The 26,982-nt window shown below is 73.9% G+C and carries 18 protein-coding genes; 7 read left to right on the top strand and 11 right to left on the bottom strand.

The window, feature by feature from the left end; all coding sequences use genetic code 11:
- From ABEB00_RS35135 to ABEB00_RS35085, 11 genes are all read right to left on the bottom strand, one after another.
- On the bottom strand, positions 1-1,698 hold a 1,698-nt coding region (locus ABEB00_RS35135; protein ID WP_345624795.1), incomplete at its 3' end, for a condensation domain-containing protein.
- Complete coding sequence (locus tag ABEB00_RS35130; RefSeq protein WP_345624794.1) at positions 1,695-6,494, bottom strand: amino acid adenylation domain-containing protein; 4,800 nt, start codon at positions 6,492-6,494, stop codon at positions 1,695-1,697. The genes ABEB00_RS35135 and ABEB00_RS35130, both read right to left, overlap by 4 nt.
- 34 nt (positions 6,495-6,528) lie before the next feature.
- Positions 6,529-7,848 (bottom strand): aminotransferase-like domain-containing protein, encoded by a 1,320-nt coding sequence (locus ABEB00_RS35125; protein WP_345624793.1) that lies wholly within the window; start codon positions 7,846-7,848, stop codon positions 6,529-6,531.
- Between the two features lie 73 nt (positions 7,849-7,921).
- Complete coding sequence (locus tag ABEB00_RS35120) at positions 7,922-9,040, bottom strand: alpha-hydroxy acid oxidase (protein WP_345624792.1); 1,119 nt, start codon at positions 9,038-9,040, stop codon at positions 7,922-7,924.
- Positions 9,037-10,101: a 4-hydroxyphenylpyruvate dioxygenase gene (gene hppD / locus ABEB00_RS35115; protein WP_345624791.1), complete on the bottom strand. Its 1,065-nt coding sequence runs from the start codon at positions 10,099-10,101 to the stop codon at positions 9,037-9,039. Before hppD ends, ABEB00_RS35120 begins: the two co-directional genes overlap by 4 nt.
- A gap of 1 nt (position 10,102) precedes the next feature.
- Positions 10,103-11,158, bottom strand: a complete 1,056-nt coding sequence (locus ABEB00_RS35110; RefSeq protein ID WP_345624790.1) for a methyltransferase — start codon at positions 11,156-11,158, stop codon at positions 10,103-10,105.
- Between the two features lie 38 nt (positions 11,159-11,196).
- Positions 11,197-12,882: a B12-binding domain-containing radical SAM protein gene (locus ABEB00_RS35105; RefSeq protein ID WP_345624789.1), complete on the bottom strand. Its 1,686-nt coding sequence runs from the start codon at positions 12,880-12,882 to the stop codon at positions 11,197-11,199.
- Positions 12,883-13,161: 279 nt separating this feature from the next.
- Positions 13,162-14,862: a tryptophan 2-C-methyltransferase gene (gene tsrT / locus ABEB00_RS35100; RefSeq protein WP_345624788.1), complete on the bottom strand. Its 1,701-nt coding sequence runs from the start codon at positions 14,860-14,862 to the stop codon at positions 13,162-13,164.
- A 9-nt stretch (positions 14,863-14,871) separates the two neighbouring features.
- Positions 14,872-16,224 (bottom strand): tryptophanase, encoded by a 1,353-nt coding sequence (locus tag ABEB00_RS35095; RefSeq protein WP_345624787.1) that lies wholly within the window; start codon positions 16,222-16,224, stop codon positions 14,872-14,874.
- Between the two features lie 180 nt (positions 16,225-16,404).
- Positions 16,405-17,724: an APC family permease gene (locus ABEB00_RS35090; RefSeq protein WP_345624786.1), complete on the bottom strand. Its 1,320-nt coding sequence runs from the start codon at positions 17,722-17,724 to the stop codon at positions 16,405-16,407.
- A 497-nt stretch (positions 17,725-18,221) separates the two neighbouring features.
- The gene (locus ABEB00_RS35085) at positions 18,222-18,590 is read right to left on the bottom strand and encodes a nuclear transport factor 2 family protein (RefSeq protein WP_345624785.1); all 369 of its coding nucleotides are present in this window, start codon (positions 18,588-18,590) and stop codon (positions 18,222-18,224) included.
- Between the two features lie 525 nt (positions 18,591-19,115).
- Here ABEB00_RS35085 and ABEB00_RS35080 point away from each other — a divergent pair.
- The 7 genes from ABEB00_RS35080 to ABEB00_RS35050 all read left to right on the top strand — a co-directional run bounded on the left by ABEB00_RS35080 (position 19,116) and on the right by ABEB00_RS35050 (position 26,981).
- Positions 19,116-20,366, top strand: a complete 1,251-nt coding sequence (locus ABEB00_RS35080; protein WP_345624784.1) for an inositol-3-phosphate synthase — start codon at positions 19,116-19,118, stop codon at positions 20,364-20,366.
- Complete coding sequence (locus tag ABEB00_RS35075) at positions 20,363-21,343, top strand: HD domain-containing protein (RefSeq protein WP_345624783.1); 981 nt, start codon at positions 20,363-20,365, stop codon at positions 21,341-21,343. Before ABEB00_RS35080 ends, ABEB00_RS35075 begins: the two co-directional genes overlap by 4 nt.
- A 77-nt stretch (positions 21,344-21,420) precedes the next feature.
- Positions 21,421-22,614: a class I SAM-dependent methyltransferase gene (locus ABEB00_RS35070; protein WP_345624782.1), complete on the top strand. Its 1,194-nt coding sequence runs from the start codon at positions 21,421-21,423 to the stop codon at positions 22,612-22,614.
- Positions 22,611-23,753, top strand: coding sequence for a Gfo/Idh/MocA family protein (locus ABEB00_RS35065; RefSeq protein WP_345624781.1), 1,143 nt, complete (start codon positions 22,611-22,613; stop codon positions 23,751-23,753). Before ABEB00_RS35070 ends, ABEB00_RS35065 begins: the two co-directional genes overlap by 4 nt.
- Entirely contained in the window at positions 23,750-24,577 is an 828-nt protein-coding gene (locus ABEB00_RS35060) for an MBL fold metallo-hydrolase (protein WP_345624780.1), read from the top strand. The genes ABEB00_RS35065 and ABEB00_RS35060 overlap by 4 nt, the downstream gene beginning before the upstream one ends.
- Complete coding sequence (locus ABEB00_RS35055) at positions 24,574-26,058, top strand: YcaO-like family protein (RefSeq protein ID WP_345624779.1); 1,485 nt, start codon at positions 24,574-24,576, stop codon at positions 26,056-26,058. Before ABEB00_RS35060 ends, ABEB00_RS35055 begins: the two co-directional genes overlap by 4 nt.
- Positions 26,055-26,981 carry a sugar phosphate isomerase/epimerase family protein gene (locus ABEB00_RS35050; RefSeq protein ID WP_345624778.1) on the top strand — a complete coding sequence of 309 codons (927 nt, stop codon included), beginning with the start codon at positions 26,055-26,057 and terminating at the stop codon, positions 26,979-26,981. Before ABEB00_RS35055 ends, ABEB00_RS35050 begins: the two co-directional genes overlap by 4 nt.
- The last annotated feature ends 1 nt before the right edge of the window (position 26,982 follow it).

Here is a 26,982-nt window from a genome sequence, read left to right as displayed (position 1 = left end):
GTAGACCCGCCCGGCGGGGTACGCCGTGTCCAACGGCAGGTATGCGCCGCCCGCCTTGAGCACGGCCAGCAGCGCCGTCGCGAACCGTGTGCCGGGCTCCAGCAGCAGACCCACCGGGCGGTCCCGGCCGGCCCCCCGGGCGAGCAGCCGGTGCGCCAGCCGGTTGGCGCGTACGTCCAGTTCCCGGTAGGTGAGGCTGCCGTCGGGTCCGACGACGGCGACGGCGTCGGGCCGGGCGTCGGCCTGCGCCTCGATCAGCGTGTGCACCGGCGGCAGGGCCGGCCCGGCGTCGGGGCCCGCCAGGGCCGGTCCGGTCCCCGGTTCCAGCGGGATGCCGGCCACCGGCCGGTCCGGGTCGGCGGCCATCGCCTCCAGCAGGATGCCGAGCCACCGCACCAGCCGCCGCGCGGTCCGGGGCGTGAACAGGTCCCGCCGGTACTCCAGCCAGCCGTGCAGGCCGGCTCCGGGTCCGTCGTCGGCGAGTTCCAGGGCCAGGTCGAACTTGGCGGTGCGCGGCGGCACGTACAGCGTCTCGGCGCACACCCCGGGCAGCGCGGGCGGCTCGGGCGCGTCGTACACGTTGAGCAGCGTCTGGAAGAGCGGGGTGGCCGTCAGGGACCGTTCGGGACACAGGCGGCGCACGATGTGGTCGAAGGGGGTCCGGGCGTGCGCGAGGGCGTCCAGGGTGCCCGCCCGCGCGCGGGCCAGAAGGTCGCGTCCAGTGGGTTCGCCACCGAGGTCGGTGCGGATCACGACCGTGTCGAGGAAGCAGCCGACGGCCTTCTCGCTCGCGGCCGTGTGCCGGCCCGCGTGCGGCACGCCCACGGCGACGTCGTCGGTCTCCGCGAGGCGGCCCAGCAGCGACTGCCAGGCGGCCAGCAGCACCATGAACACCGAGGCGCCCGCCCCGGCGGCGAGGGCGCGCAGCCGCGCCGCTGTCTCCGTGTCCACGACGACCTCGGCGGCCGCCCCCGCCCAGTCCCCGTCCGGGGTGCGCGGCAGGTCGGTCGGCAGGCCGAGCACCGGCGGCAGGCCGGCCAGCCGCCGCGTCCACCAGTCCAGGCCGGCCGGGTCGTCGGCGTCGCCGGGCACGGTGTCCGGGTACCGGGGCGCCGGCGGGGGCGGTTCACCGGCGCCGGTCCGGGCGGCGTAGCAGCGGGCCAGGTCGGCGAGGAGGAGGCGCTGGGACCAGCCGTCGGTGGCGATGTGGTGCACCGTCACCGCCAGCACCCAGGAGCCGGGGAGCCGGAACAGCGTCGCCCGCATGGGCGGCCGCGCGGTCAGGTCGAACGGCCGGCCGGTCTCCGCGGCGAGCGCCGCGTCCAGGTCGTCCCCGGTGACTTCCGTGACGGTCACCGGCACGTGGCCGGCCGGTCCGGGCCGTACCAGGGGCTCCGCGCCGTCCGGGTCGATCACCCCGCGCAGCGTCTCGTGCCGTTCCGCGAGGTCGCGCACGGCTGCGAGCAGTGCCGGTTCGTCCAGCGCCCCGGTCAGGCGCAGCACGAGCGGCACGTGGTAGGCGGGGCTCTGCGGGTGCAGCCGGGTCAGGAACCAGATCCGCCGCTGGGCCGCCGACAGCGGCGCGGGGCCCGGCGCCGGCCGCGGCGCGGGGTCGGGGGCCGGGCCGGTGACGGCCCTGTGCGCGGCGGCGAACCGCGCCTTCACAGAAGCCGCGGAGTCATCGGAGGGCGTGCTCATTTTTCCGTTCCCAGGGGTTGTTCGAGGTCGTCGAGGACCAGGCGCTCGGTGGCCGCGGCGAAGTCCGCGAGCACCGGCCGGTCGAAGAGGGTGCGCACCGGGATCGGCACGCGCAGCGCGTCCCGCAGCCGTCCGGTCACCAGGGTCGCGGCGAGGGAGTGCCCGCCGAGCGCGAAGAAGTCGTCGTCGGCCCACACCCGCGGGCGGCCAAGAACGTCCGCCCAGACCGCGGCGACGAGCCGTTGCGCCTCGCCCTCGGGTGCCGGCCGGAGGTCCTCGGCGACGGCACGGGTGGGCAGGGCGGCACGGTCGAGCTTGCCGCCGGCCGTCCGCGGCAGTTCCGCGAAGGCCAGCCAGCGCCGGGGCACCAGGTGATCGGGCAGCAGTGTGCGCAACCGGGCGCGGACCGCGGCGCGGTCCACGTCCTCGGGTGTCAGGCAGCCCACCAGGTGGGCGTCCCCGCCGGAGCCGGCCACCACCACCGCGGCGTCCGCGACCCGCGGGTCGGCCCGCAGGGCCGCCTCCACCTCGCCGGGCTCGATCCGGTAACCGCGTACCTTGGCCTGGTCGTCGGACCGGCCGTGGAACTCGAGCTGCCCGTCGTCCCGCCAGCGGGCCCGGTCACCCGTGCGGTAGCACCGCCCGCCCGGCAGGAACGGGTCGGGACCGAAGGCCGGGGACGGCAGCCCGCGGTAGCCGCGCGCCACGCCCGCCCCGCCGATCCACAGTTCGCCCACCGCGCCCTGGGGCAGCAGGCGGCCGAGGGGGTCGACCACGTAGCAGCGGTAGCCCGGCAGCGGCCGGCCCAGCGGCACTCTGCCGCCGTCCACCGCGTGCACCCGGTACAGGTGCGAGGTCACCGTGGTCTCGGTCGGTCCGTACTGGTGCCAGAGCTGTCCCACCCGGCCCAGCGTCCGGGCCGCGAGCCCCGGGTCCAGGACCTCCGCGCCGGCCATGACCCGCAGGGACGGCATCGGCGGCAGACCGGCGGCCATCAGCATCCGCAGCGTGGTGACGGTGACGTCCAGCACCGTCACGCCGCTGCCCGGCAGCCACTCGGCCAGGGCGTGCCCGTCCGTCGCGCGCTCCCGGTCCACGACCACGCACCGCCCGCCGACGGCCAGTGGGGCCCAGATCTGTTGCACGGCCATGTCGAAGGCCAGCGGTGCCACCAGGGCGACGCGGTCCTCGGGACCGGTGCCGAGCACCGCGGACTGGCCGGTGAGGCAGGCGGCCGCGTTCGCGTGCGTCACCTCGACCGCCTTGGGGCGCCCGGTCGATCCGGAGGTGTAGGTGAGGTAGGCCGCCCGGTCGGGGTCGGGGGGCGGCAGCGGGCCGCCCAAAACCGCGTCCGCGCCGAGAACGGTGTCGAGGTCGAGGCCGCGGAGCCCGGCGGGGGCCGGGCCGCGCGCGAGGACCGTCCCGGCGCCGCTGTCGGCGGCCGTCCAGGCCAGGCGGGTCTCGGGCAGGTCGGGGTCGAGGGGCAGCAGGACCGCGCCGGCCCGCCACACGCCGAGGAGCGCCGCCGGGAGGAACCGGTCGCGCGGCAGGCTCACCCCGACCACGTCCCCGGGCCGTACCCCCGACGCCGTCAGAGCGGTGGCGACCCGTCGGGACACCGCCGCCAGCCCGTGGTAGCTCAGGTCGCCGTCGGGGGCGCTCACGGCGACCGCGTGGGGGCGGGCGGCCGCCTGCGCCAGCACGGCGTCGATCAGCGTGGCCGGGCGGTCGGCGGGCAGGTCGGGGCCGGTGCCGAGGGCCAGCAGCCGCGCGCGTTCCCCGGCGGTCACCAGGTCCAGGTCGGCCAGCGGGGTGCCGGGGGCCGTCGACCCGCCGCGCAGGGCGGCCGTCAGCCGGGCCGCGAGGGCCTCCATGCCGGCGCGCTCGTATCGCGCGGTGGCGTACTCGACCTGGAGTTCGGCGTGGGTGGCGGTGGGCAGGACCAGGACGGTGAGTTCGTTGCCCGCGGCGCCGCTGCCCCGGTCCGGGCGCAGCTCCAGCCGGAACGGTCCGTGCGCGGCCGTGGCCGGGGTGTCCGGTGGCAGCATGGTGACGACGACGGGAGTACGCGAGGCGCCGGCCGCCGCCCGGTGCGCCGGGAGCAGGGCGAGCAGGTCGCGGGCGGGTACGTCCTGGTGGGCCAGGGCGTCGGTGGTGGTCGCGGCGCACTGGCGTACCAGGTCCTCGAACGTCGCTGCCGGGTCCAGGCGCACCCGCAGCGGCAGCGTGTCGACGAGCGGTCCGAGGAGCGCCTCGGTGCCGGGCCGGTGGCGGCGGGCGGCGGCCGCCCCGATCACCACGTCGTCCAGTGCGGCGAGCCCGCCGACGACCAGCGCCACGGCCGCGAGGAGCGCGGCGAACGGCGTACTGCCGGTGTCGGCGGCGAACCGGTGCCACCGGGCGAGCAGCGCGCGGTCCAGGACGACGGACACCCGGTCGGTGTCCCAGCCGGGCGCGGCCGGCCGTCCCGGCAGCCGGTCCGGGAGCGAGGCGCCCGCCAGGGCGGTGCGCCAGTACGGGAGAGACTCCGCCGCACCGGGCGCCTCCTCCTCGTGCCGGGCGAGATCCGCCATCTGCAGCGGTGGCTCGTCCACCGGGTCGCCGGCGAGTTCGCGGACCAGCTCCCGCAGGAGGACGGCGACCGAGGCGCCGTCGAAGGCCATGTGGTCGACGGCGAGGAACAGTTCGCCGGTCTCGTCCGCCGTGCGGGCGAACGCCGCCCGCAGCAGCGGGGTGTCGTCCCGCGGGTCGAAGACGTGCCGGGCGGTGTCCCGCCGCAGCGCCTCCAGTCGCCGCTCCCGCTCCCGTGCGGGCAGTTCTCGCAGGTCGGCCTCGGTGACGGGGACCGGCACGGGTGGTCCGATCCGCGCGTACGGGATGCCGTCCGTCTCCTCGACGGTGGTGCGCAGCACCTCGTGGCGCCGCACCAGCGCGTCCAGCGCCCCGCGCACCGTCGCCCCGGTCGCCGGGCCGTGCACGCCGACGCGCACGGTCAGCGTGGTGACGGGCCGGTCCGGCACCAGCCGCCGCAGCAGCCAGAACTCGCGCTGCGCGGCCGTCAGCGGATGCCGTGCGCCGGCGGTCCGGCGGTCCGGCGGCGTCGCGGGAGGGAGCGTCGCCAGCTCCCGTGCGAACGCGGCCACCGTCGGGTGTCGCAGGAACATCACCGGCGGCACCGGCCGCCCCAGCCGCCGTCCGGCCTCGGCGACGACCCGCGCGGCGGCCAGCGAGTGCCCGCCGAGGTCGGCGAAGGGATCGTCGGCGCCGACCCGGTCGAGGCCGAGGACCCCGGCGACGACCTCGGCGACCATTCGCTCGGCGGCGTCCCGCGGTGCGCGGTACGGCAGGTGCGGGGGGCGCCCGGCGGTGACGAGCGGCAGCGCGTCGCGGTCGACCTTGCCGGTGGGGTGGACGGGCAGGCGGGGCAGCACCGCGATCCGCCACGGCACCGCGTGCGCCGGCAGCCGCTCGGACAGCCAGGCCCGCAGCTCCGCCTCGGTGGCCGTGTCCGACTCCGCCCAGCCGACGAGCCGGTCCTCCTCCGCGCGTACGAACGCGAGCCGCACCGCGGGGTGTTCGGTGAGCGCGGTCTCCGCCTCGCCCGGCTCGACCCGGACGCCCCGCACCTTGACCTGGTCGTCCAGGCGCCCCACGAAGTGGTAGGTGTCCCCGAGGCGGCGCACCAGGTCGCCGGTGCGGTATCCGTCCGGGCCGAACCGCTCGGCCGTCAGCTCCGGACGGTTCAGGTAGCCGCCGCCCGCGACGCCGGGCCCGGCCACCCACAGCTCACCGGTGGCGCCCTCGGGCAGTATGCCGCCGGCTGCCGAGCGCACCGAGGGCTCGGCCCCGGCGACGGGCCGGCCGATCGGCGGGTTCCCGGCGCCGCCCCGGTCGACCTCGCCCGCGATGCAGGTGAGGGTGGACTCGGTGGGGCCGTAGAAGTTGACGACCCGCCGTACCCGCGGCTGCGCCCAGATCCGGTCGCACAGGGCGCGGGTCACCCGCTCCCCGCCGGTGACCACGGTGCGCACGTGCGGCGGCAGGCCCTCGCGCAGCACCGCCGAGAGGGCGGACGGCACCCCCACGAGCAGGGTCGCCTCCGACCGTGCGGGGATCTCGTTCACCGCGAGGACGTTCTGCGCCAGCAGCACCGTCCCGCCGGTGACCAGGGGGGCGTACAGCTCGAACACCGACGAGTCGAAACCGGCCGGAGACGTGGCCAGGACGCCGCCGAGTTCGGCCGCCGAGAAGTACCCGGCCGCCCAGCGCAGCAGGTTGAGGACGTTGGCGTGGGTGACCACCACGCCTTTCGGTACCCCGGTGGAGCCCGAGGTGTACATGACGTAGGCGGGGCTGTCGGCGCGGGCCTCGGAGGGCTCCGCGGGCGCCGGCGGCGACTCCTCGACGCGTGCGGCGGTGACGCCGGCCGGCGTGGCGTGTTCGGTGCCGGCCGAGGTGAGGGTCACGCGCAGGGCGGCGTCCTCGGCGATCAGCCGCCGGCGCGCGGCGGGGTGGGCGGGGTCCAGCGGCACGTACGCGGCGCCGCACGCCATGGTGCCGAGCACGGCGGGGACCAGCCAGGGCCCGCGCTCGACGCACAGGCCCACCCGGTCGCCGGGGCGGACCCCGGCGGTCCGCAGCCGTGCCGCCACCGCGTCGGTCATGTGGAGGGTGTCGGCGTAGGTGAACCGGGTGTGGCCCACGACGACCGCGGTACGGTCCGGGGTCCGTACCGCCTGCCGCCGGAAGGCCTCGGGCACGCTGGACGCGGCCGGTTCGCCGCTGTCGTTGTTCATCGGTCGCTCCGTGGGAAGTGCGGGCCGGGACGGTTCAGGGCCCGGCGGGGGTGTGGGCGCGTACGAAGCCGGCGAACCGGTCCACGGCCTCGTCGATCCGCCGCGGTGGCAGGGAACTCGCCGACAGCCGCAGCGCGCGCGGCGCCGGGGGGCCGGCGTGGAAGTGGTCGAGCGGGGTCCACAGCACGCGGTGGTCGCGCGCCGAGCGTTCCAGCAGGTCGCCGGTGACGTCGAAGGGGACGCCGACCACCACGAAGAAGCCCCCCTGCGGGCTGTTCCAGGTGACCGGTGAGGGCGCGGGGAAGTGGACCGCCAGCCGGCGCAGCAGGCGCCGCAGGTTTTCCCGGTACACCGCGCGGACCCGTTCGGTGGCGCGCAGCAGGCTGCAGTCGTGTTCCAGCAGGTGGCCGCCGGCCACGGCCTGCGCGACCGGGGAGGTGTTCACCGTGAACATGCTCTTCGCGCGGGCCAGCAGGTCGGCCAGGATCAGCGGCCCGGCCGAGTCCGGCACCGGCTGGTCGGCGACCGCGAACCCGATCCGCACCCCCGGGAAGACCGTTTTGGCGAGCGACCCCAGGTAGACGACCTGTTGCCGGGTGTCGAGCGCCTTCAGCGTCGGCAGCCGTTCCTCGCCGAGCGGGAACAGTCCGTACGGGTTGTCCTCCAGGAGCAGCAGCCCCTCCTCCTCGGCCACCTCCAGCAGCGCCCGCCGGTCGGCGAGCGGCAGCCGCAGTCCCGAGGGGTTGGCGAAGTCCGGTACCAGGTAGCAGGCGCGCGGCCGCAGACCGGCGGTACGGGCCTCGCGCGCCGCGCGACGCAGGTCGGCGAGGTCGATGCCGCGGGCCCCGCCGGCCACCGGGCGCACCGGCATGTCCAGCAGCCGGGCCGCTCCGGTGACCCCCACGTACACGGGGTCGACGGCCAGCAGCACGTCCCGCTCGTCCCGGCGCAGCGCCCGCAGCGTCAGGACCAGCGCCTCCTGGCATCCGGTGGTGACGACCACCGCCTCCGGATCGACGTCGATGCCCTCGTCCACGGCGAGGTGACGGGCGATCAGGTCGTGGATGATTCCCTTGGTCCGGCCGTACTGGAGCAGCGTCCGCCGCACGCGCGCCGCGTCGTAGCCGCGCTCGTCGCGCAGGTGGTCGGTGAAGACGCGCAGCGCGCGGTGCACGTCCTCGACGTCGTAGAAGCCCTCGTACGGGGCCCCCGCGGCCAGAGACAGGGCGCCCGGATGCCGTTCGGCCACTTCGTTGAGGAAGGTCATGGCCGTCAGCGCCGGGTCGGTGAGGGAGGCGTGCAGGTCGGTGACGGCCGGGGGCGCCGGGGTGGTGAGGGCTTCTCGCGTGTTCACGGGGGTCCTGGGAGAGATTGGGTGAGAGGGAAGGGGGGGAAGGAAGAGGGGGGAAGAGGGGGGACGAGCGGCCTCATGGCGCCCTGACCGTCTCCAGGCGCCGGGCCGCCGCGATGTCGGCGCAGCCCGCCAGGCCGAGCGCGTCCCGCAGTTCGCGGGCGAGCAGCCCGAGGACGTGCCGGGCGCCCGCCTCCCCGCCGGCGGCGAGCCCCCACAGCAGGGGCCGCCCCAGCAGGACGCCGTCGGCGCCGAGCGCCAGCGCCCGGAGCACGTCGGTCCCGGAGCGCACCCCGCTGTCCATCAGGACCGCGCACCGTCCGGCGGCCGCGGCCACCACGTCCGCGAGGGCGTCGACGGCGGGCACCGCGCCGTCCAGTTGCCGCCCGCCGTGGTTGGAGACCACCAGGCCGTCCACGCCCAGGTCGGCGGCGCGTGCGGCGTCCTCGGCGGCGAGCACGCCCTTGAGGACCAGGGGCAGCCGCGTCAGCGACCGCAGCTCCGCCACGTCCCGCCAGGTCACCGCCGGCGCGAACGCCTGCGCGGTGTGGGCCGCGACCGCCGAGCCGCCGCGCGAGGCGTCGTGCGCCCGGCTCGGGCCGCGCGGGGCGAGGTGTGCCGCCGTGACGTCCGGCGGCAGGGCGAAGCCGTTGCGCACGTCCCTGGGCCGACGGGCCATCCAGGGCACGTCCACGGTGAGCAGCACCGCGGCGCAGCCCGCGTCCTCGGCCCTGCGGACCAGCGCGCGGCGTTCGCCCGGGTCCCGCAGCCAGTAGAGCTGGAACCAGGTCATCGCCCCGGTCGCCGCGATCTCCTCGACGGGCCGGCTGCTCAGCGTGCTCACGGTGAACGGCACGCCGTGCGCCGCGGCCGCCCGGGCGAGCGCGAGTTCTCCCTCGGGGTGCAGCAGCCGCTGGTAGGCGACGGGCGCGACGGCCGCCGGCAGCAGCGCGTCGCTGCCGAGCAGCGAGGCCGCGGTGGAGGCGCGGGAGACGTCCCGCAGGACGCGCGGCACGAGGTGCACGCGGTCCAGGGCCCGGCGGTTGGCCGCCAGGGTGGTCTCCGTCCCGCTGCCGCCGGCGACGAAGTCCCGTACCGCGCAGGGCAGGACCCGCCGGGCGAGCCGCTCGACGTCGTCCGCGGTCACGGCCGCCTTCAGCTCCCGCGCGGACGCCTCTCGGTCCGGGCCGGTCACCGGCCGGCCGCCTGCGCCAGCCGCTCCGCCTCGACGGCCTCGTAGAGCGCCTTGATGTTCGCGCTGCCGAAGGTCCGGGCCCCGCACCGCTCGACGATCTCGAAGAACAGGGTGCGCCGGGGGTGGGCCGAGCGGGTGAAGACCTGGAACAACTGCCCGCCGTGGTCCTCGTCGACGAGCAGCCCCAGGCGGCGCAGCTCGTCCGTGGTGTGCCGGCGCGGCGTCATCCGGTCCGCCAGCAGCCGGTAGTAGGCGTCCGGGGTGTCCAGGAACTCGACACCCCGGTCGGCCAGCGCGGTGACGCTCGCCACGGCGTCCTCGGCGGCGAACGCGACGTGCTGGACGCCCGCTCCGCCGTGGTCCTTCAGGAAGGCGTCGAGCTGTCCGGGCGCGGCGCCCGGATCGGGCTGCAGGACGGTGAACGTCACGGTGCCGGAGGCGCTCTGGAGCACCCGCGAGAGCATCGCCTGCGGGCCCACCGCGATCCGTTCCTCGAAGACCACCCGGAATCCGAACGCCGCCCGGTAGAAGTCCACGAGGGGCGCCAGCCCGCCCGCCGGCACGCAGACGGCGAAGTGGTCCGTGGCGAGGAGGCCCGTACCCGCGCCGAGCGGCAGGGCGCGCGCCCGGTCCTCGCGGTACTGCACCAGCGTGTGCGTCACGTCCCCGAACCCGGAGACCGCCGCGACGGCCAGCACCTCACCGTCGTCGAACCACCGCGCGTCCCGCACCACCCGCCCGCCCGCGGCGACGACCCGGTCGACCGTGCCGACGAGGTCCCGGGTGCGCAGTGCGATGTCCGCGACGCCGTCGCCGTGCGCGCGGACGTACCCGGCGGCGGGGTGCCGCTCGTCCGTCGCCCGCGTCAGGACCAGCCGTACCGCGCCCTGGGCGAGCACGACGGAACGGGAACCCTCCTCGGGTGCGCCGCCGCGGCCGGTTTCCGTGAAGCCGTAGCGGTCGCGCCACAGGGCGGACTGGGCGTCGAGGTCGTGCACGTACAGCTCCACGTGCTCCAGATCGATGTCGGCGGGCGCGCCGCCGTGCTGCCGGGTCGTCACGTCAACTCCGTTCCTGGGCACGTCGTGCCTCGATCACGCTGAAAGGGGAATCGGGGAGCGGGGTCACCCGGTCGATCCGCAGGCCCGCGCGGAACAGCAGGTCCCGGTACTGGGCGAGGGTGCGTTCGCGGCCGCCGAGGAGCACCAGCATGCCGAGGTCGCTCCATGGGGCCGGGTGGGCGGCCGGGGAGTCCGGTGCGACCATCTCGCACACCAGCACCCGTCCGCCCGGACGCAGCGCCCGCACGCTCCGGTCGAGCAGGGCGAGGGCCCGCTCGTCGTCCCAGTCGTGCAGGACACTGCACAGCAGGTGTGCGTCGGCTCCGCCGGGCAGACGGTCGAAGAAGTCACCGCCGGCCAGTTCGAGGCGGTCCCGGCAGGCGTCCAGCGGACCCGGTGCGGAGGCCCGCGCGACGACGTCGGGCCGGTCGAGGAGGATGCCGCGCAGCCCCGTGTGGGCCGCCAGGAGCGACGCCAGCACGGTTCCGGTGCCGCCGCCCACGTCGAGCACGCAGGTCAGCTCCCGCCACACCCGCAGCGCGGCCAGCCCGGAGTACAGCCGTTCCGCGCGTTCCCGCATCCGCAGGTCGAACGCGGCTCCGGCCTCGGTGTCCTTTTCCTTGTGGGCGAAGAACGACGTCCCGAACGTGCCGTCGAAGGCCGGGCAGGGGGCGCCGGGCCTGTCGACCGCCTCGAGCCAGGCCCGCTGGCTGTCGAGGTTGCGCAGCGTCTCCCGCATCGAGACCGGCGAGCCGGTCCGCAGGATTTCGCCCAGTGGCGTGAGCGCGAACCGCCCCCGGGAGTCCTCCTGGAAGAACCCGCAACCGGCCAGCGCCCGCAGCAGCCGCGCCAGCGGGTCCGGGGCCGCGCCGACCCGCTCGGCCAGTTCCGGCACGGGCAGCGCCGGGCCGGCGCACTCGTCGGCCACGCCCAGCCTTGCCGCGAGCGACAGCGCGAACGGCAGGACCGCCACGATGCTGTCGTCCGCCATGCGCAGGTACGTGCGCACTACCGGGTCGGTCGCACCGGCGATGACCCGTTCTCTTTCGGTGCTCACTCGCAGACGTTCCTTCTGCTCGGATGTCCCGGGCGTCTTCACGCGAGCCCGGCGACGACGTCGCGCAGGAGCGCCCGCTCACGGGTCTCCTCGTGGTCGACGCCGCCGAGCATGTAGCCGCCGAACTTGATGTCCGCGCCGGCGTTGTCCAGGGCGATGACGCCGCGCCCGAGATCGGCCAGGGCGGCCTCCACGTCGGCGAGTCGGACCTCCGTGTTCTGGCGGATGTACAGCTCCGAGAGCCGCCGGATCGGCAGGAGTTCACCGTGCCAGGCCCGCACCTCGGGGTTGCGTTCGTACGCGTCGCGGTACATGCGCGAACCGGGGATTATGGCGGGCGCCGCCACGGAGACGGTGGTGATCGACCCCGCGTACGCCTCGGCGATGGCGAGCCAGTTGTCCACCTCGGCCGTGAGCTGCTTCAGCGTGGTGCCGGGCAGGCCGAGGATTCCGGAGAGGTACATCTTGTAGCCCAGTGAGCGGGCGAGTTCGAGCGCCTCGACGACGCGGTCGGGCCCCTTGTTGATGCCCTTGGAGTTGCCCTTGAGCAGTTTGGGGTCGAACGCTTCCAGCCCGACGTTCCAGGTCTGCACGAAGCCCTTGCACAACTCGGCGGCCTGCAGGAACTCGTAGACCAGCCCGTAGGCCAGCATGAACCGCCGGCCGCGCAGCACCTCCGAGTCCGCGCATCGTGCGGCCAGTTCGTCGAGGAACGAGATCTCCCCGCCCCACTGACCGCCGGACATGCCGAGCGTCGAGTCGCCCGCGGCGTACACGTTCGACTTCAACTGACCGACCAGCACCTCCAGCGCCGCCACGGCCGCGCCGGCGTCCGTGGTCTTCGGGGTGAGGCCCTGGATCGAGCAGTGCCGGCATCTGCGGCTCGGCCGCCTGCCCCAGTGGCAGCCGCCGTCCAGCGGCAGGGTCACCATCCGCTGCAGTTCGTAGTGCGAGCCGTACCAGACCTTGAACGCGTCGTCGTAGTACGCCTTGAGCACCGGCTCGATCAGCCGGTAGTCGGGCAGGGCGCGGCGGTCCAGCGGATAGGAGGGGGCCGGCTGGTGGCACACCCCGCCCCCGCCGTCCCGGTAGGCGAGGGAGGGCACCCGCGTGATCTCCAGCGTCCCTTCCAGCCATGACAGCAGTCCCATCATGGTGAACGGCCCGTTGTTCCCGGTGCAGACGAAGTCCACGATCCGCGACCCGTACGTGCCCGTGAGCACCTCGCGGTGCAGGATCCCGGCATGGTCGTTGCCGAAGACCACCACGGCCCGCGGGTTCACGCGCTTGATCTCACCGGCGACGATGTACGCCCACATCGCGGTGGACGAGTAGACGGTGAACGCCGCGACATCCGGCGGGTCCGCGTGGATCCGGGCCCGGACCTCCTCCCAGGGCAGGTGGCTGAGGTCCAGGTACGACCAGTCGACCCCGGGGAAGCACACGCTCTGGTAAGTGATCATCTCGACCAGGGAGGCGTGCGGGTAGACGGTGCCCTCATTGGCGTAGCGCGCCTGGTCACCGGCGCCCTCCACCAGTGCTCCGCCGCCGGAGTGGCTGCCGCGGTGGGCGGAGGTGAGCGGCAGCCCCACGTACCAGACCGACCGGACGTCCCGCTCCCGCTCCCGCTCCCGCTCCTCCGGCTTCCTTCGTCCCACTGGATACGTCCAGCAGTATCGGGTGTCGTCGGCGGAGACCAGCTCTTCCGCTGGTTCGAGGCTCATCATGGGGCGGTCTCTCAAGGGCGTGCGAAGCGGCGGCCGGCCAGAACACCGGCCCCCACACGCCGAGCCGGCCGGCCGGGCGCGACAGCGACACTAGGCCGGACCGAGGGCTGGGAATCGCTTCCTTGACGACTGCTTGACGCCCGTGATCACTGTCCTGACGCGCACCTAACGCCCTGCCGCGAACGCCCCCTGCCGGTTCGTCACCGCGCCCGCCGCCACCACCGTCGCCGCCGTGCCGGGCCGGCAGGAACCGGTGCTGTGGCTCTGCGGCGGGGGTCAGACGATGTCCCGTCTGCCGGCTTCGGCGAGGATGGCGTCGCGTTCCCTCCACTTCGCCCAGAACGCGCCGCGGTATCCCATGGCGGTGAGGGTGGTGAGGAAGGGGTTGTCGGCGTAGTTGTTGTCGTCCTTGGAGCTGCCGGGGGCGGTGGGCAGCATGACACGGGGGTAGTCGGTGGGGTCGATGTGGTTCCACATCAGTTCGACGGTGTGCAGCCAGCGTCCGGCGGGGTCGGCCATCGTGGCGGGGTCCTCGGGGAGGCCGGTCGAGAAGTAGCACACCGGGCGGACGGTGCCGTCGGGCTGGAACATGAACTGCCGCTCGTACTCCACCGGTGATGTGCACTGTTCGGCTGTGCGCAGCACGATGGGTTCGGTGGCGCCGTCGGACTGCGTCCCGAGGACGTGCCGGACGCCCGCGCTCTCCTGGGCGAGCCACTGGCCCAGCGGCTGGTGGGGGAAACAGCGCAGCCCCAGGCTGAACCCGGACACGGTCGCGTCCAGCGCCAGCGTGCGGTCGATGGCCTCACGAAGGGTCTCCCAGGTTTCCCCGGGCATCCCGGCCAGGACCTCCACCATGCAGGCCATGCCGTACTTGTTGCACAGTTTCACCAGGTGTTCGGTGTCGGACCAGGTGTAGTAGCGGGTCCCCTTCCTGGTGACTTTCCAGCCCTCCAGCATGTCGTCGCGCACGTGGTCGGGTGCCACGTTCACGCCGGCGCATCCGGCTGCCGCCAGTAGCTCGGCGAACTCCTCGTCGAAGGGCTTGGGCTGGGCGTAGATCCACAGTCGCAGTTTGTGCAGCGGCGAGTCCGGGGCGCTGTCCTTGCGGCGTACGATCTCGCGCAGTACGGCCTTGGTGTTCGCGATGGCGAGGTTGAACTCGGAGTCGGCGGTGTGCACGTCGCACACGCCCTGATCCACCAGTTCGGTCAGTTCGTCGACCACCGAGGGCACGGAGCGTTTGGCGAACGCCGTGCCTTTGGCGTCGGGTTCCACGCAGTGGGCGCATGCGTAGGGGCAGCCGCTCTTGGTAAGGATGTTGCCCAGACCTCCACGTTCGTAGTAGCCCAGGTTGTCGACTTTGAACCGGTTGCCCGAGCGGCGTGTGTACGCGGAGGCGGTGTCGACCTGCCAGGCGCGGGACTGTCCGGCGCCGATCTCGCCCACCCCGCCCAGGGCGGTGTCGGGATCGGGGGTGGGGACCCGGGTCACCCGGCCGTCGCCCTGGTTGATGAGCAGGCCCTCGACCGTGGCCGGGTCACCGTCGTGGGACAGCCGGTCGGCGAGGTCGACCAGGATCAGTTCGCCGGGGCCTTTGACACCGAAATCCAGTCCGAAGTAGTCCACGCAGGCGAAGGGCATCGTGGAGAATCCCACCCCGCCGCCCACCATGGGTGCCGAGGTCAGCGAGCGGATCTTCTGTACGATCTGCCGGTGCTCGGGAAGGAAGACGCGTTGCTGCTGGGCATACAGGGTGTCGGTGTTGCGCACCGAGATGCCCACCAGCAGCGGCGGCGGACGGGACGAGAAATACGCCTCCAGGGCCTGCGGCCAGGACTCCCGTTCGAAGCACAGGTCCACGATCTCCGCGGTGTAGCCGTGCTGCTCCAGCCGGGTGGTGAGGACGTCCAGCGCGTACGGAGTGATCGGGGGGTGGACCTTGTTCGGGTTGATCAGGGTGATCAGGGTGTTCACTGTGTCTCCCTAGCCTTTCCTGAGGGGGCTGAGGCGGGCGGTGAAGTGCCGCATCGGCGGCTGCGGGCCGGCGAGTTCGTAGCCGGTCAGTTGCTCGGCGCGCCCGACCGCATCGCTCACGGCCTCCACCACGTACTCCAGGTGCGAGCGGGTGTAGACGCGGCGGGGCAGCGCCAGCCGTACCAGCTCGTGCGGAGCCGGCTTGTCGTCGTGGCCCAGTGTGAGGGTGCCGAACTCCGTCGTGCGCACCCCCGCCGCCCGGTAGAGCTCACAGACCAGTGCCACGCCGGGGAACTCGGTGGGGGGAATGTGCGGCAGGAGCCGTCCGGCGTCGGCGTAGACGGCATGGCAACTGGCCGGGCGCATCACGGGCAGGCCCGCTTCGGCCAGCGCGTCGGCGAACCACTGCGCGGTCTCCGCGCGGTCGGCGAGATAGGCGGGTTCGGTGACCTCCCGCAGCCCCTGTGCCAGGGCTTCTAGGTCACGTCCCGTGAGACCTCCGTACGTGGGGAACCCTTCCCAGGCGATCAGCAGCTCACGACAGCGCGCCGCCGTCTCCGTGTCGCGCAGGGCGATGAGTCCGCCGGTGTTGGACAGGCCGTCCTTCTTCAGCGAGGCCCAGCAGCCGTCCGCGAGGTCGAACATCGTACGGGCCACCTCACGCGGGCTGCGGTTCTCCTGACCGGGTTCGCGGGCGACGATCAGGTGGGCGTTCTCCGCGAAACGCGACGCGTCCAGGAGCAGCGGCACCCGGTACTTCTGGCACACCTCCTGCGTGGACCTCAGATTGGCCAGCGATACGGGCTGGCCGCCGCCCGCGTTGTTGGTCACCGTCATGATGACCGCGCCCAGTTTCTCGCCGTCCGGGCCGGCCAGCAGCTCCCGCAACTGGTCGAGGTCGATATTTCCCTTGAAAGGCGACTGGTCGATGAGATCGGCGGCTTCGGGACAGGGCAGGTCCACCGCCCTGCAATCCAGCATCTCGATGTTGGCGCGTGTGGAGTCGAAGTGCGTGTTCGAGGCGGTGATCTGCCCGGGACTCAGCATTTCGGTGAAGAGAATCCGTTCGGCTCCGCGGCCCTGATGAGTGGGGATCATCTTCGGGAATCCGGTCAGTTCTCGCGCGGTCTGCTCGAAGCGCTCATAGGACGACCCTCCCGCGTACGACTCGTCTCCCCGGAGCAGAGCAGACCACTGCGCGGACGACATCGCGGTCGTACCCGAGTCGGTCAGCAGGTCGATGGTCACGTCGCAGGCACGCACCCGGAAGATGTTGTGGTCGACCTCGTCCAGGATCTGCTGCCGCTCCTCGGCACTGAGGAAGGGAATTGGTTCCACGGTCTTGATACGGAACGGCTCCATGGCCGCACCCCATTCCGTCGAATTGGTTCGCCGGAGGGGGAGACCGGTCGGAGTCAAATTATGTGAATGTGCGATGATTCTCCTATAATTATACCTCCGATCGACGTCGGGTGCGCTTTACCGGCCGCGACAGAAAAAGGCGGAGTTCCCTTCCGCATATGAGCCCGTAAAGTCTTTACGCTATTTACGTCGGTGTGCCCGGGCCGCGAACCGTGCGAGCAGTGCGCCGACGGCCAGCACGATCAGGCCCCGGACCCATACCTGGCCATCGAACTGCGTGGCGAGCAGCACACATGATGCCGCGCCGAGCAGCGCGACCGCCCTCGGGGTCGTGAAGTGGTCATGCGGCACGGCGTCGTCGCGCAGTCGCAGAACGGCTGTGTTGACCAGGAAGAAGACGACGAGGAGCAGCAGTACGAGCGTCGAGGCGAGCGAGGCCACGTCTCCCGTCGCGGTGAGCAGCAGGGAGAGCAGGGTGGTCGTCGCGATGGCGGCCCAGGGAGTACGTCGGCCCGGCAGCACTTTCGTCAGAAAGTGTGGCAGCAGCCCGTCGCGAGCCATGCCGTACACCAGCCGGGACGACATGATGCCGGTCAGCAGCGCGCCGTTGGCCACGGCGATCAGGGCGATCACGCTGAAGACCCGGGTCGGTACGCCGCCCGCGACCTCGACGACGGTGAGCAGCGGTCCACTGGACCGCATCAGCGAGTTCGTGCTCACGGCGGACGTCGCCGCGGCACCGACCAGCGCGTACACCACGCCGGCCGTGGCCAATGCGCCGAACAGAGCGCGCGGATACGACCGCCGGGGATCGCGGGTCTCCTCCGCCACGTTCACGGATGTCTCGAAACCGATGAAGGAGTAGAAGGCCAGGACGGATCCGCTCAGCATGGCGGCGGCCGGTGAGTTCTGGGCCGTGCCGAGCTGTGTCAGCCGGCCCACATCCCCGTCACCGCGCACCACCACCCACGCGCCGAGGCCGACGACCAGCACCAGGCCCCCGACCTCGATGACGGTCGCGGCCACGTTGGCCCGGGTTGACTCACTGATGCCTCGGGCGTTGAGCAGGGCCAGGGCGCCGAGGAACAGCACGGCCACCAGTGCCACAGGCAGCGACACGAAGACACTGAGGTAGTCACCGCCGAACCCGCGGGCAAGGCCGGCCACCGACACGACGCCCGCGGCCAACATGCAGAAACCCGTGAAGAACCCGGCGAACGGCCCGTAGGCCAAAGTGGTGTAATGCGAGGCGCCCCCGGCCCGCGGGTATTTCGTGGCGAGTTCCGCGTAGGAGGAGGCCGTCAGCAGGGCCAGGCCGAGGGCTGCGACCAGAGGGGCCCATACCGCGCCGCCGGATTCCGCTGCCACCTGTCCCACGAGCACGTAGACGCCGGCACCCAGCACGTCACCCAGGATGAAGAGGTAGAGGACCGGTGTGGTCAGGGTGCGTTTGAGCGGTGTCCCGGGGGGTCCCATGGCATCGTGCGCACGGCTGCTCATGCTCACCTGACTCCATGACGCGACGTCGAGAAAATCGGGATTAATCCAGCATTAACGATTTACTCCACTTTATGCGCTTCGCACGGCTGGACAGCGCCAGGCCGGGCCCGATCTCGGAGTTCAGAGGGCCGGGGTCAGGGGCAGGTGGGCCGATCGCGGTCCAGCGCCGCAGGGTGTTCTGGAGCATTCCGGGCTGGCGGTCGCCGCGGATCAGCGCGATCCGGGCCACCTGTGCGTCCGGTTCCTGACCGGCGGTCACGCGCGCCGGGCCGGGACCCGTTCACGAGGGCCTGCCACGTCGTACGCGGGGCGAGGACCCGCCGCACGAGCGAGCGGCGGACGCGGCCGGCCCCCACCACCGGTGAGGGCCGGCACCGGCCCGGACCGGCCCGCTCCTGCCGGGTTGCGGTGGGCAACTTTCCCACGAACTCCTCTGCTGCTGACGGCGCCTCGGTCGGCCGGTGGGCCGTCGTCCTCACGGGCGGCGGTTCACTGTCTCAACTCGTCGGAGTGCCCTGGTGGAAGTACATCCGCCAGCCCGTCTCCGTCAGCCGCCACACGGAGCTCCGCCATGTCCGACGGCCCTGATTGTCGGCGCAGTACGTCAGATGCACGACACCCGGGGCAAGGACGACTCCGGACATCTCACTGACGCCGACAGGAGACCGCGCGGACACCGAGCCACCACTCGTCACCGCGAGGACCGACTTCACATCCCACCGGCGTCCAGAAGCCCCGAACTCGGTGAACTCCGGGTCCAACAGCTCCAGGACCCTGGCCGGGACAGCTCGCACCTCAGGATCGAGAAGACGCATCTCACCGTCGATGGCAGCCCGCACGGCCTGCTCACCCTCATCATCCGCCATGCCGGAACCTTACGAACACGGCACCCGCGACCGATGGGCATGGTGTGGTGGCCGCCTCGGCTCAGCGAGCCGGGACCGGCTTGTCAGTCCTCGTCGTACTTGCCGAATCCCGCCTCGTTCAGCTCATCGACAGCGCCCTGGGTGTGCTCGGCGAAGTCGCCCACTTCCACCCGTCGGACGCGCCGGCCAGAGCCCGCCCGGCACCGTTCGCGCGGGGGTGGCGCTTTCACCCGTTCGGCCGTCGCACGGAGACGCCGGACGGACCGGTGCGCGCGGTGAAGTGAACGCCGCGGGCGCAGCTCAGCGTGTCAGCACGGGGGCAACGCGCTTCAAACGCGGGGGGCGGCGGCGGCTGCGCTGGGGTGCGGTGATCCGGAGCCGTGCGAACACTGGGTGGCGTCGCTGCGGTGCGGTTCGGTGCCGCGCGAAACCGATTTTCCGCAAACCGTGCAGGACCGTCGCCCCTACCCCGTCACCGCGGTACGGGGCGGTCGTGTCCGCGTGGCGAGGCGAACGGAGAGAGCGATGCATCGACCGACCGGAACCAAGTCCTCCCCGCAGGAGCACGCGGACACGCCGACGGGCCGGCTGGGGGCCGCCGTCGTGGGTCTGGGCGGGGCCGTCGCGACCACCGCCGTGGCCGGAGTGGAACTGCTGCGGCTCGGCATCTGCGGGCGGGACGGTCTTCCGCTGGCGTCGCGTACGGATCTCGTGCCCTACGAGGAGTTGGTGTTCGGGGGCTGGGATCTCTCGGCCGACGACCTGGCCAAGGCCGCTCACCTGCACCGCGTGCTGGAACCGGCTCAGATCGAGGCCGCCTCCGCTCGGCTGCAGCAACTGCGGCCCTGGCCCGCGGTGGCGGATCCGGCCTACTGCCGGGCGGTGACCGGCGCCAACGTCGTGCCGGTGGACAGCCCGCGCGAGCGCACCGAACGCATCCGGGAGGACCTGCGGCGCTTCCGGGCGGAGCAGCACCTCGACGAGGTGGTGGTGGTCAACCTCGCCTCCACCGAACGGCTGCCCGACCCCGCCTCGCCCGCTCTCGCCTCGCCCGAGGCGTTCGAGGCGGCGCTGGACTCGGGCGACGAGTCGATCACGCCCGCCATGCTCTACGCCTACGCCGCCCTGCGGGAAGGCATGCCGTACCTGAACTTCACCCCCAGCAGCGGGGCCGACGTGCCGGCACTGCTGCGCCTGGCCGAGCAGTTGGGTGTGCCGGTCGCCGGCAAGGACGGCAAGACCGGGCAGACCATGGTGAAGACGGTGCTCGCCCCCGCGCTGCGCTCGCGTGCGCTGCGGGTGGAGGGGTGGTACTCCACCAATCTGCTGGGCAACCGCGACGGCCGGGCGCTGGAGGATCCCGACTCGCTGGCCAGCAAGATGGCCACCAAGGAGTCGGTGCTGGACGCGGTGCTCGGCTACCCGGTGGAGGACCACCAGGTGCGCATCGAGTTCTACCGTCCGCGGGGCGACGAGAAGGAGGCGTGGGACAACATCGACCTCGTGGGCTTCCTCGGCCGCCGCATGCAGATGAAGATCGACTTCCTGTGCCGGGATTCCGTCCTGGCCGCTCCGCTGGTGCTGGAGCTGATCCGCCTGCTGGCCGAGGCACGGCGGCGCGGTGAGCGGGGAGCGCAGGAACAGTTCGGGTTCTTCTTCAAGGCTCCGGTGACCGCCGACGCGAGCGTGCCGGAGCACGCCCTGCACCGCCAGGAGCAAGTGCTGTCGGACTGGCTGGACGGCAGGAGCCGGGCCGCGTCGGACGCGGGGTCGTGACGCAGACCGCTCCCCGTCCCGTACGGCGGGACGGGGAGGTGCCGCGCGCGGTCTTGCGGGGGATCGTTCCGCTGCTGCGGGAGATGGGCGATCTCAAGCGGGTCCGTACGGCCGGCAGCAGCGCTTCGATGGCCGAACGCTCCTTCTGCCGGTCCTGGGCGGAGCTGGTGCGAAACGGAGATCCCGACCGGATCGCCGTGCGCGAGTGCGCGGCCGCCGTGGCCGGGGCGCGGCTGGCGGGCATCGACGGTCCGGTGCTACGACGGTGCGGGCTGACGGCCGGCGAGGCGGTGGCCGTACTGGAGCGCTCCGTCGCCCAGCACGCGGACCGGGTGGCTCCGGCGACGGCCCGTCTGCTGGCCGAGGCGCTGCCGGAACTGGTGGGGATTCCGGAGCCGCCGGAGCCGGTGGAGGACGCGCAGGAGGACGCCGTCGCCGTACCCGAGGTCGCGGCGGCGCTGTGCGGCCAGCCCCGGGCCGGCGCCACCCGCCCGGGGCGGCCTCGGTGGATGGTCGAGCCGCCCGAGAGCCACGGTGACCACTGCTGGGCGGTGGCGGTCTACGGGGTGCTGCTCGCCGATGCGTTCGGTGCCGCTCCGGGCGACGTGTTCCTGCTCGGTCTGACCCACCACCTGCACAATGCCGTGCTGCCCGACGCGGGCTTCGCCGGTGAGGAACTGCTCGGCCGGCACCTGCCCGCGGTGCTCGCGCGGCTGACGCGGCAGCGGCTCGCGGTCCTGCCGGAGGCCCTCGCCGCGCGCGTGGACCACCTGCTCGCGCTGCGTGAGGGAGCGGACGATCCGGCCGCCCGCGCCTTCCACGCCGCCGACGTCCTCGACCGCGTACTGCAGGTCCGCCACCACGCGAGGGCCGCCGCCTTCACCGCCCAGCGGGCGCTGGAGGACCTGAACCTGGTGCACCCGTGCGCGGTGTCCGGCTTCCACCGGGCCGTGCTGGACGCCGCGGAGATGGCGTGAGGGGCCCGGCGGGCAAGGCTGCGGCCGGTCGCAGGACGGCCGGCCGTGCGTCAGCCGCTCCGGTGGGGGCCGCTCCGGTGGGGGCCGACGGGGGCTCGGGTGTCTGCGCGCCGGAACCCGGCGCCCTGCTCAGTCCCCGCAACGGGGCGGCGCTGCGCTCCTGCGGTCCTGGGCTGCTGTGCGACGGCGAACGCCGCTGGCCTGTCGTCGCGGGCATTCCCTGGCTGCGCACCGGCCGTGAGGACCTGCGCCGGCGGGCGGTGCGCAGCATCGAGGCGGGTGATCACGAGGAAGCCGCGCTGGTGCTGCTGGCCGACAACGACGACTGGTGGGACGGCCCGGCCCCGTCCCGGGACGCGTTGCGTGCCGCCCTGGGGGCCGCCACCCTTCACCGGGCGGTGACGCTGCTCGGCATGGGCCGGGTCGGAGAGTACTTCCTGCACCGGTGGAGCGACCCCACCTGGCTGGCCGTGCTCGCGCTGACGGCCCGGCACTCCCCTGGCCGCCTGCCGGTGCTGGAGCTGGCCTGCGGCGCGGGACACCTGCTGCGGGAGCTGCTGCTGCGCGGGCACCGGGACGTGACCGGGACCGACGTGGTCTTCGCCAAACTGTGGCTGGCCCGTCGCTTCGTCGCCCCCACCGCGCGGCTGGTGTGCGCGGACGTCACCGCGCCGTGGCCGCTGCGCCCGCCCGGCCGTCCCGCCTACGTGGCCTGCCACGACGCCCTGTACTTCCTGCCGCGCCAGGAAGAGGTGGTGCGCCGTGCGGTGGTGTACGCCGGCGGCGGTGGTGTGGTGCTGGGCCACTGTCACAACGCGCTCGTGGACGGGCCGGCGGCCGGCTTTCCCCGGGATCCGGCCGGGTGGCGTGCCCTGCTGCCCGGTGCGCTCTGCTACGACGACGCCGACCTGACCCGGGCCGCGCTGGACGGCACCCCGCCCCGCCCGCGCACCACCGCGGCACTGGCCGGCTGCGAGGCCATGGCCCTGGTCAGCGCCTCTCCCCCGGCGCCCGGACACGGTCCCCGGTCCGTGGCACGGCCGGTGCCCGGACGTCCCCTGCGCCTCAACCCGCTCTACGCGGACGGCGCTCTGCGCTGGCCCGGGAAGCGCTGGCGGGAGGAGTACGGGCCCGGCGCGCGCGCCTACCTGCCCGCCCGCGTCGACCCCTCCCCCGCGCTGCTCGCCGACGCCCGCGCCGGGCGGCTGACACCCCAGGTGGCCGAACTGGCCCGGCGCCGCGTCCTGCTCGACCTCCCGGAGCGCTGGTGAACGCGGCGGGCGGACCGGCCGGCGCCGCTCCCGAGTGCCGGTGGGCCATCGCCGGCTGCGGCTGGGTGGCCCGGGACCACTTCCTGCCCGGCCTCCTCGCCACCGCGGCCGGCGGCGGCGCGGCGCCCCGTCTGGTCGCCGTGACCGACACGGACCCGGCGGCGGCCGTCCGGCTCGCGCTGCGGGCACCGGGCAGCCGCACGGCCGGCGACCTCACCTCCCTGCTGGCCGTCCACCAGCCGGACGCGGTGTACGTCGCGACCCCCAACCACGCCCACCGCGCCGCGGCCGCCACAGCCGCCGCGGCGGGGGCGGCGGTGCTGTGCGAGAAGCCACTGGCCGCCGACCTGCCCGACGCGGAGCGGCTGGTCGCCGCCTGCGACCGGGCGGGAATCCTGGCGGCGACCGCCTACGACCAGCGGTTCCACCCCGCTCACCGGACCGCGCGGGACCTGGTGGCGGCCGGGGAACTGGGAACGGTCACCGCGGTGCGGATCACCTACGGCTGCTGGCTCCCGCCCACCTGGTCACCGGACGGCGGCCGCTACGACAACTGGCGCGCCGATCCGGCCCGGGCGGGCGGCGGGGCCGCCCTCGACCTCGCTCCGCACGCACTGGACCTGGTGGGCGTCCTGCTCGCGGGGGACGACGTGGTGGAGCTGTCGGCGCTGGTGCAGCACCGGGTGCACGCCTACCGGGTCGACGACGGCGCCGTCCTGTCCGGCCGCACCGGTGCCGGTGTCCTGGTCGGCCTGCACGTCGCCTACAACACCCCCGACGCGCTGCCCCGCCGCCGGCTGGAGATCGCCGGCACCCTCGGTCAGCTCACCGCCGTCGACACACTCGGCCAGGACGCCGGCGGGCGGCTGTGGCTCACCGGCGCGCACCCCGCACACCGCGTCGCCGTACCGTTCGACACCGACGTCTCCCCGTTCGCCCGGCAGGTGGCGGAGTTCTCCGCGGCCGCGGTCGCGGTACGCGAGGGCTCCCCGCCCCGGCGGGCCTGGCCGTGGCCGCTCCGCCGCGACCTGGCCCTGCACCGGCTGCTGCTGGAGGCGCTGTCCCGCACCCACCGGGCGTCCGCGCCGGGCGCGTGGCCACGGCCGGTCCCGTCTTTCGTCGAGGAAGGCCGACGATGACCCTGACGATGCACGCCTGTGAGAACTGCGGACACTGGCAGCAGTGGTTCGACACCCCGCCCGCCTGTCCGGTCTGCAGCGACGTGCGCAACGCCCTGCCCGACGACGGCTGGAACCTGCCCGGGGAGAAGACGGTCGAGTCCCGCCTCGTCGCGCACTGGTACCGGCCCGCCCCGGGCATCACCGGTTTCCGCACCCTGCCCTCCTTCGGCCTGGGCTCCACGGGCTGGCTGATCGAAGCGGCGGACGGCAACATCGCCTGGGAAGGCGCCCCGTACTACCCGCCCGAGGCGCTGGCGGAGATCGAACGGCTCGGCGGCGTCACCCGGCTGGGCGCCAGTCACGTCCACGGCTACGGGGCACTGTGGCAACTGCAACGCCACTTCGCCCCGCCCGTGGTGGCCGTCGGTGTGCAGGATCTGCCGTGGACGAAGGCGTTCCGGGTCACCTGGCCGGTCGACGAACGCCTCGAACTGGCCCCCGGCCTGACCGTGCACCGGACCGGCGGCCACTTCCCCGGCCACTGCGTACTGCACGACGAACACCGCAAGATCCTGTTCTGCGGGGACGCCCTCAAGGTCGACCTGGACGGCACCCGTCCGCGCGGCCTGTCCTGCCACAAGGCCTACCACGCCCGCATCCCGCTCTCCCACGACGAAGTGCGGCGCTACCGGTCGGTGATCGGCGCACTGGAGTTCGAGGCGGTGGCCACCCCCTTCGAGTACGCCGCCCCCGTGACCACCGCGGACGCCCTGCGCCTGTTCGACCACCAGCTCGCCGGCCCGCCCGACACCGCCGCCCTGCCGCTGGGAGCCGGCCGGTGAGCGCCGCCGAGCACCGGGTGGTCAGTGCCTACCGGCAGGCACTCGCGCCGGGGCGGCAGCAGGACTTCGACGTCAGCGCGGCCGACCGCACCGGGCTACCGGTCGTCGCTGCCGACCACCTCGATGCGGCCGGTGTGCGCAAGGGCTCGTACGGATACGGCGCGGACCTCACCCAGGCCCGCATCGGCGCCTACGGCGAACTGACCGAGACAGTGCTGATGGCACGGCACATGGCCCGCACCCCGCGCCACCGTGCCTCCTACACCGGACTGATCCGGGAACGAGGCCGGGACCGGGTCGCCGACCCGGTCGGTCTCGTGCTGCCGGCCGGCTCCGACTACCACCCCGAACGCCTTCTGGACTGGGTGCCCGCCCGCCGCCTCCGCACCGGCGAGGAGGTGATGGTGCCCGCCGAGTTCGCCGCCTGCTGCGGCTCGGACCTGTCCGGCGGCCCTCCGCCCGGCGGCTGGCTGACCACGCCCGTCACCAACGGACTCGGAGCCGGTGACACCCGCGAACGGGCCCTGGCCCACGCCCTGCTCGAGATACTTCAGCGCGACGGCAACGCCACCGCGCACCGGGCGATGGACCAGGGCGTGGTCATCGGCCTGGACGAGGTGCGCGACCCGGTCACCCGCCGGGTCCTCGACCGGCTTCGCGCGGCCGGTGTCGAGGTGCTGCCGAAGCTGGCCTCCACCCAGTTCGGGCTGAGCGACGTCCACGTCGTCGGCACGGACGACACCTCGTCACCGCACCAGGACACAGCGGCGCTCGCGCTCACCGCCTGCGGCGAGGCGGCACACCCGGACCGCGAGACGGCTTTGCGCAAGGCACTCGTGGAGTACGTCTCCTCCCGCGCACGCAAGATCTTCTCCCACGGCCCGCTGACGACCGTCGCCCGCATCGCCCCGCCCGGCTACCTGGACCGCGAACTGTCCTCGCCACCGGCCCGGCAAGAACCCAGAGCACTCGCCGCGATGCGCACCTGGGCCGCACTCGACGCCGGCCGGCTCCGGGAGCTGCTCGAACCCACCGTCCTGTCCCGCCGCTCCACCGTGCCCTTCTCCTCCCTGCCCACCGTGCCGCCCGGGGCACTCGACGACCCCGCCGCCCTCCTTCAGGACCTGCTCCTGCGCCTGGCCGACTTCGACGTCCTGGTCATCGACGCGGGCGGTCCCGCGGCGCACGCGGTCAAGGTGATCGTCCCCGGCATGGAGGTGGAGACCATGTCCTACGCGCGCATCGGCGAACGCGGTGTCCGCCGCCTCCTGCGGCGCGAGCACCCACTGGCCGGGGTGGGCCCCCCGCCCCGCCCAGGGGCTCGACCGGTGCGTCTCACTCCCGAGGCACAGGACCGCCTGGGCGGCCCCGCCTGGTTCGACGCCGACGCCGCGCAGGCGGCGGTGGGCGCCCTGTATCCCCTCTACCGCGAACCCGACCGACACGCACTGGCCCGCACGAGCGCAGGAGCCCGCCGATGACCTCTCCCGCCGGCCGGCTGCGCTACGCCTACAACACCAACGGCATGACCTCACACCGGCTGGAGGACGCGCTGGCGCTGCTGGCCGACACCGGTTACGACGGCGTCGCGCTCACCGTGGACGTGGCCCACCACGACCCGTTCGCGCCTCACCTGGCCGCCCGCACGGCGGCGCTGGCCTGCCGCCTGGACCGCCTGGGCCTCGGCAGCACCGTGGAGAGCGGGGCGCGCTTCCTGCTCGATCCGCGGCACAAGCACGAACCGACACTCGTCACCGCGGACCCGGCCGGCCGGGCCCGCCGGCTGGCGTTCCTGCGGTTGTGCGTGGACATCGCCGCCGACCTGGGCAGCGAGGCGGTCTCGTTCTGGGCGGGCGTCCCGGCAAGGGGCACGGACACCTCCGCCGGCGGAACGGCGTGGGGCCACCTGGTGGCGGGAGTGCGGGCCCTGACGGCCTACGCGGCCCGGCAGGGCGTGGTGGCGGCCTTCGAGCCGGAACCGGGCATGCTCGTCCAGGACTGCGCCGACTGGTCGCGGCTCGCGGCACACGTCCCGGGCCTGCGCCTGGCGCTGGACACCGGGCACTGCCTGGTGAGCGGGGAACTGACACCGCGCGAGGCGGTCGAGCGGCACGCCGGCGACCTCGGCGCGGTCGCCGTGGAGGACATGCCGTACGGCCGGCACGAGCACCGCGCCCCGGGCGAGGGCGACATGGATCTGCCCGCCGTCCTCGGCGCGCTGCGCGCCGTCCGGTACGGCGGGCTGGTCAGCCTGGAACTGTCCCGCGACGCCCACCGCGCCGACACCCTGACGGGCACCGCGCTGGAGGCGCTGCGTGCGGCGGAGCGGGCCGGAGCCGGCCGCCCGCCGTCTCCTCCCGGAACCGACGGCACCGACGTACCCCAGGGGGCACGAACACGATGAG

This window comes from Streptomyces ziwulingensis (assembly GCF_039542605.1).
Taxonomy (GTDB): Bacteria; Actinomycetota; Actinomycetes; order Streptomycetales; family Streptomycetaceae; genus Streptomyces; species Streptomyces ziwulingensis.
Note: the sequence above shows the minus strand (reverse complement) of the source record. Positions and strands in the feature narration are given on the sequence as shown.

Excerpts from the sequence above, each read along its gene's own strand:
- ABEB00_RS35105 (WP_345624789.1), bottom strand. The coding sequence starts at position 12,882 with ATGAGCCTCGAACCAGCGGAAGAGCTGGTCTCCGCCGACGACACCCGA.
- ABEB00_RS35050 (WP_345624778.1), top strand. The coding sequence starts at position 26,055 with ATGACCTCTCCCGCCGGCCGGCTGCGCTACGCCTACAACACCAACGGC.
- ABEB00_RS35080 (WP_345624784.1), top strand. The coding sequence starts at position 19,116 with ATGCATCGACCGACCGGAACCAAGTCCTCCCCGCAGGAGCACGCGGAC.
- ABEB00_RS35085 (WP_345624785.1), bottom strand. The coding sequence starts at position 18,590 with ATGGCGGATGATGAGGGTGAGCAGGCCGTGCGGGCTGCCATCGACGGT.
- ABEB00_RS35130 (WP_345624794.1), bottom strand. The coding sequence starts at position 6,494 with ATGAACAACGACAGCGGCGAACCGGCCGCGTCCAGCGTGCCCGAGGCC.
- ABEB00_RS35095 (WP_345624787.1), bottom strand. The coding sequence starts at position 16,224 with ATGGAGCCGTTCCGTATCAAGACCGTGGAACCAATTCCCTTCCTCAGT.
- ABEB00_RS35060 (WP_345624780.1), top strand. The coding sequence starts at position 23,750 with ATGACCCTGACGATGCACGCCTGTGAGAACTGCGGACACTGGCAGCAG.
- ABEB00_RS35090 (WP_345624786.1), bottom strand. The coding sequence starts at position 17,724 with ATGAGCAGCCGTGCGCACGATGCCATGGGACCCCCCGGGACACCGCTC.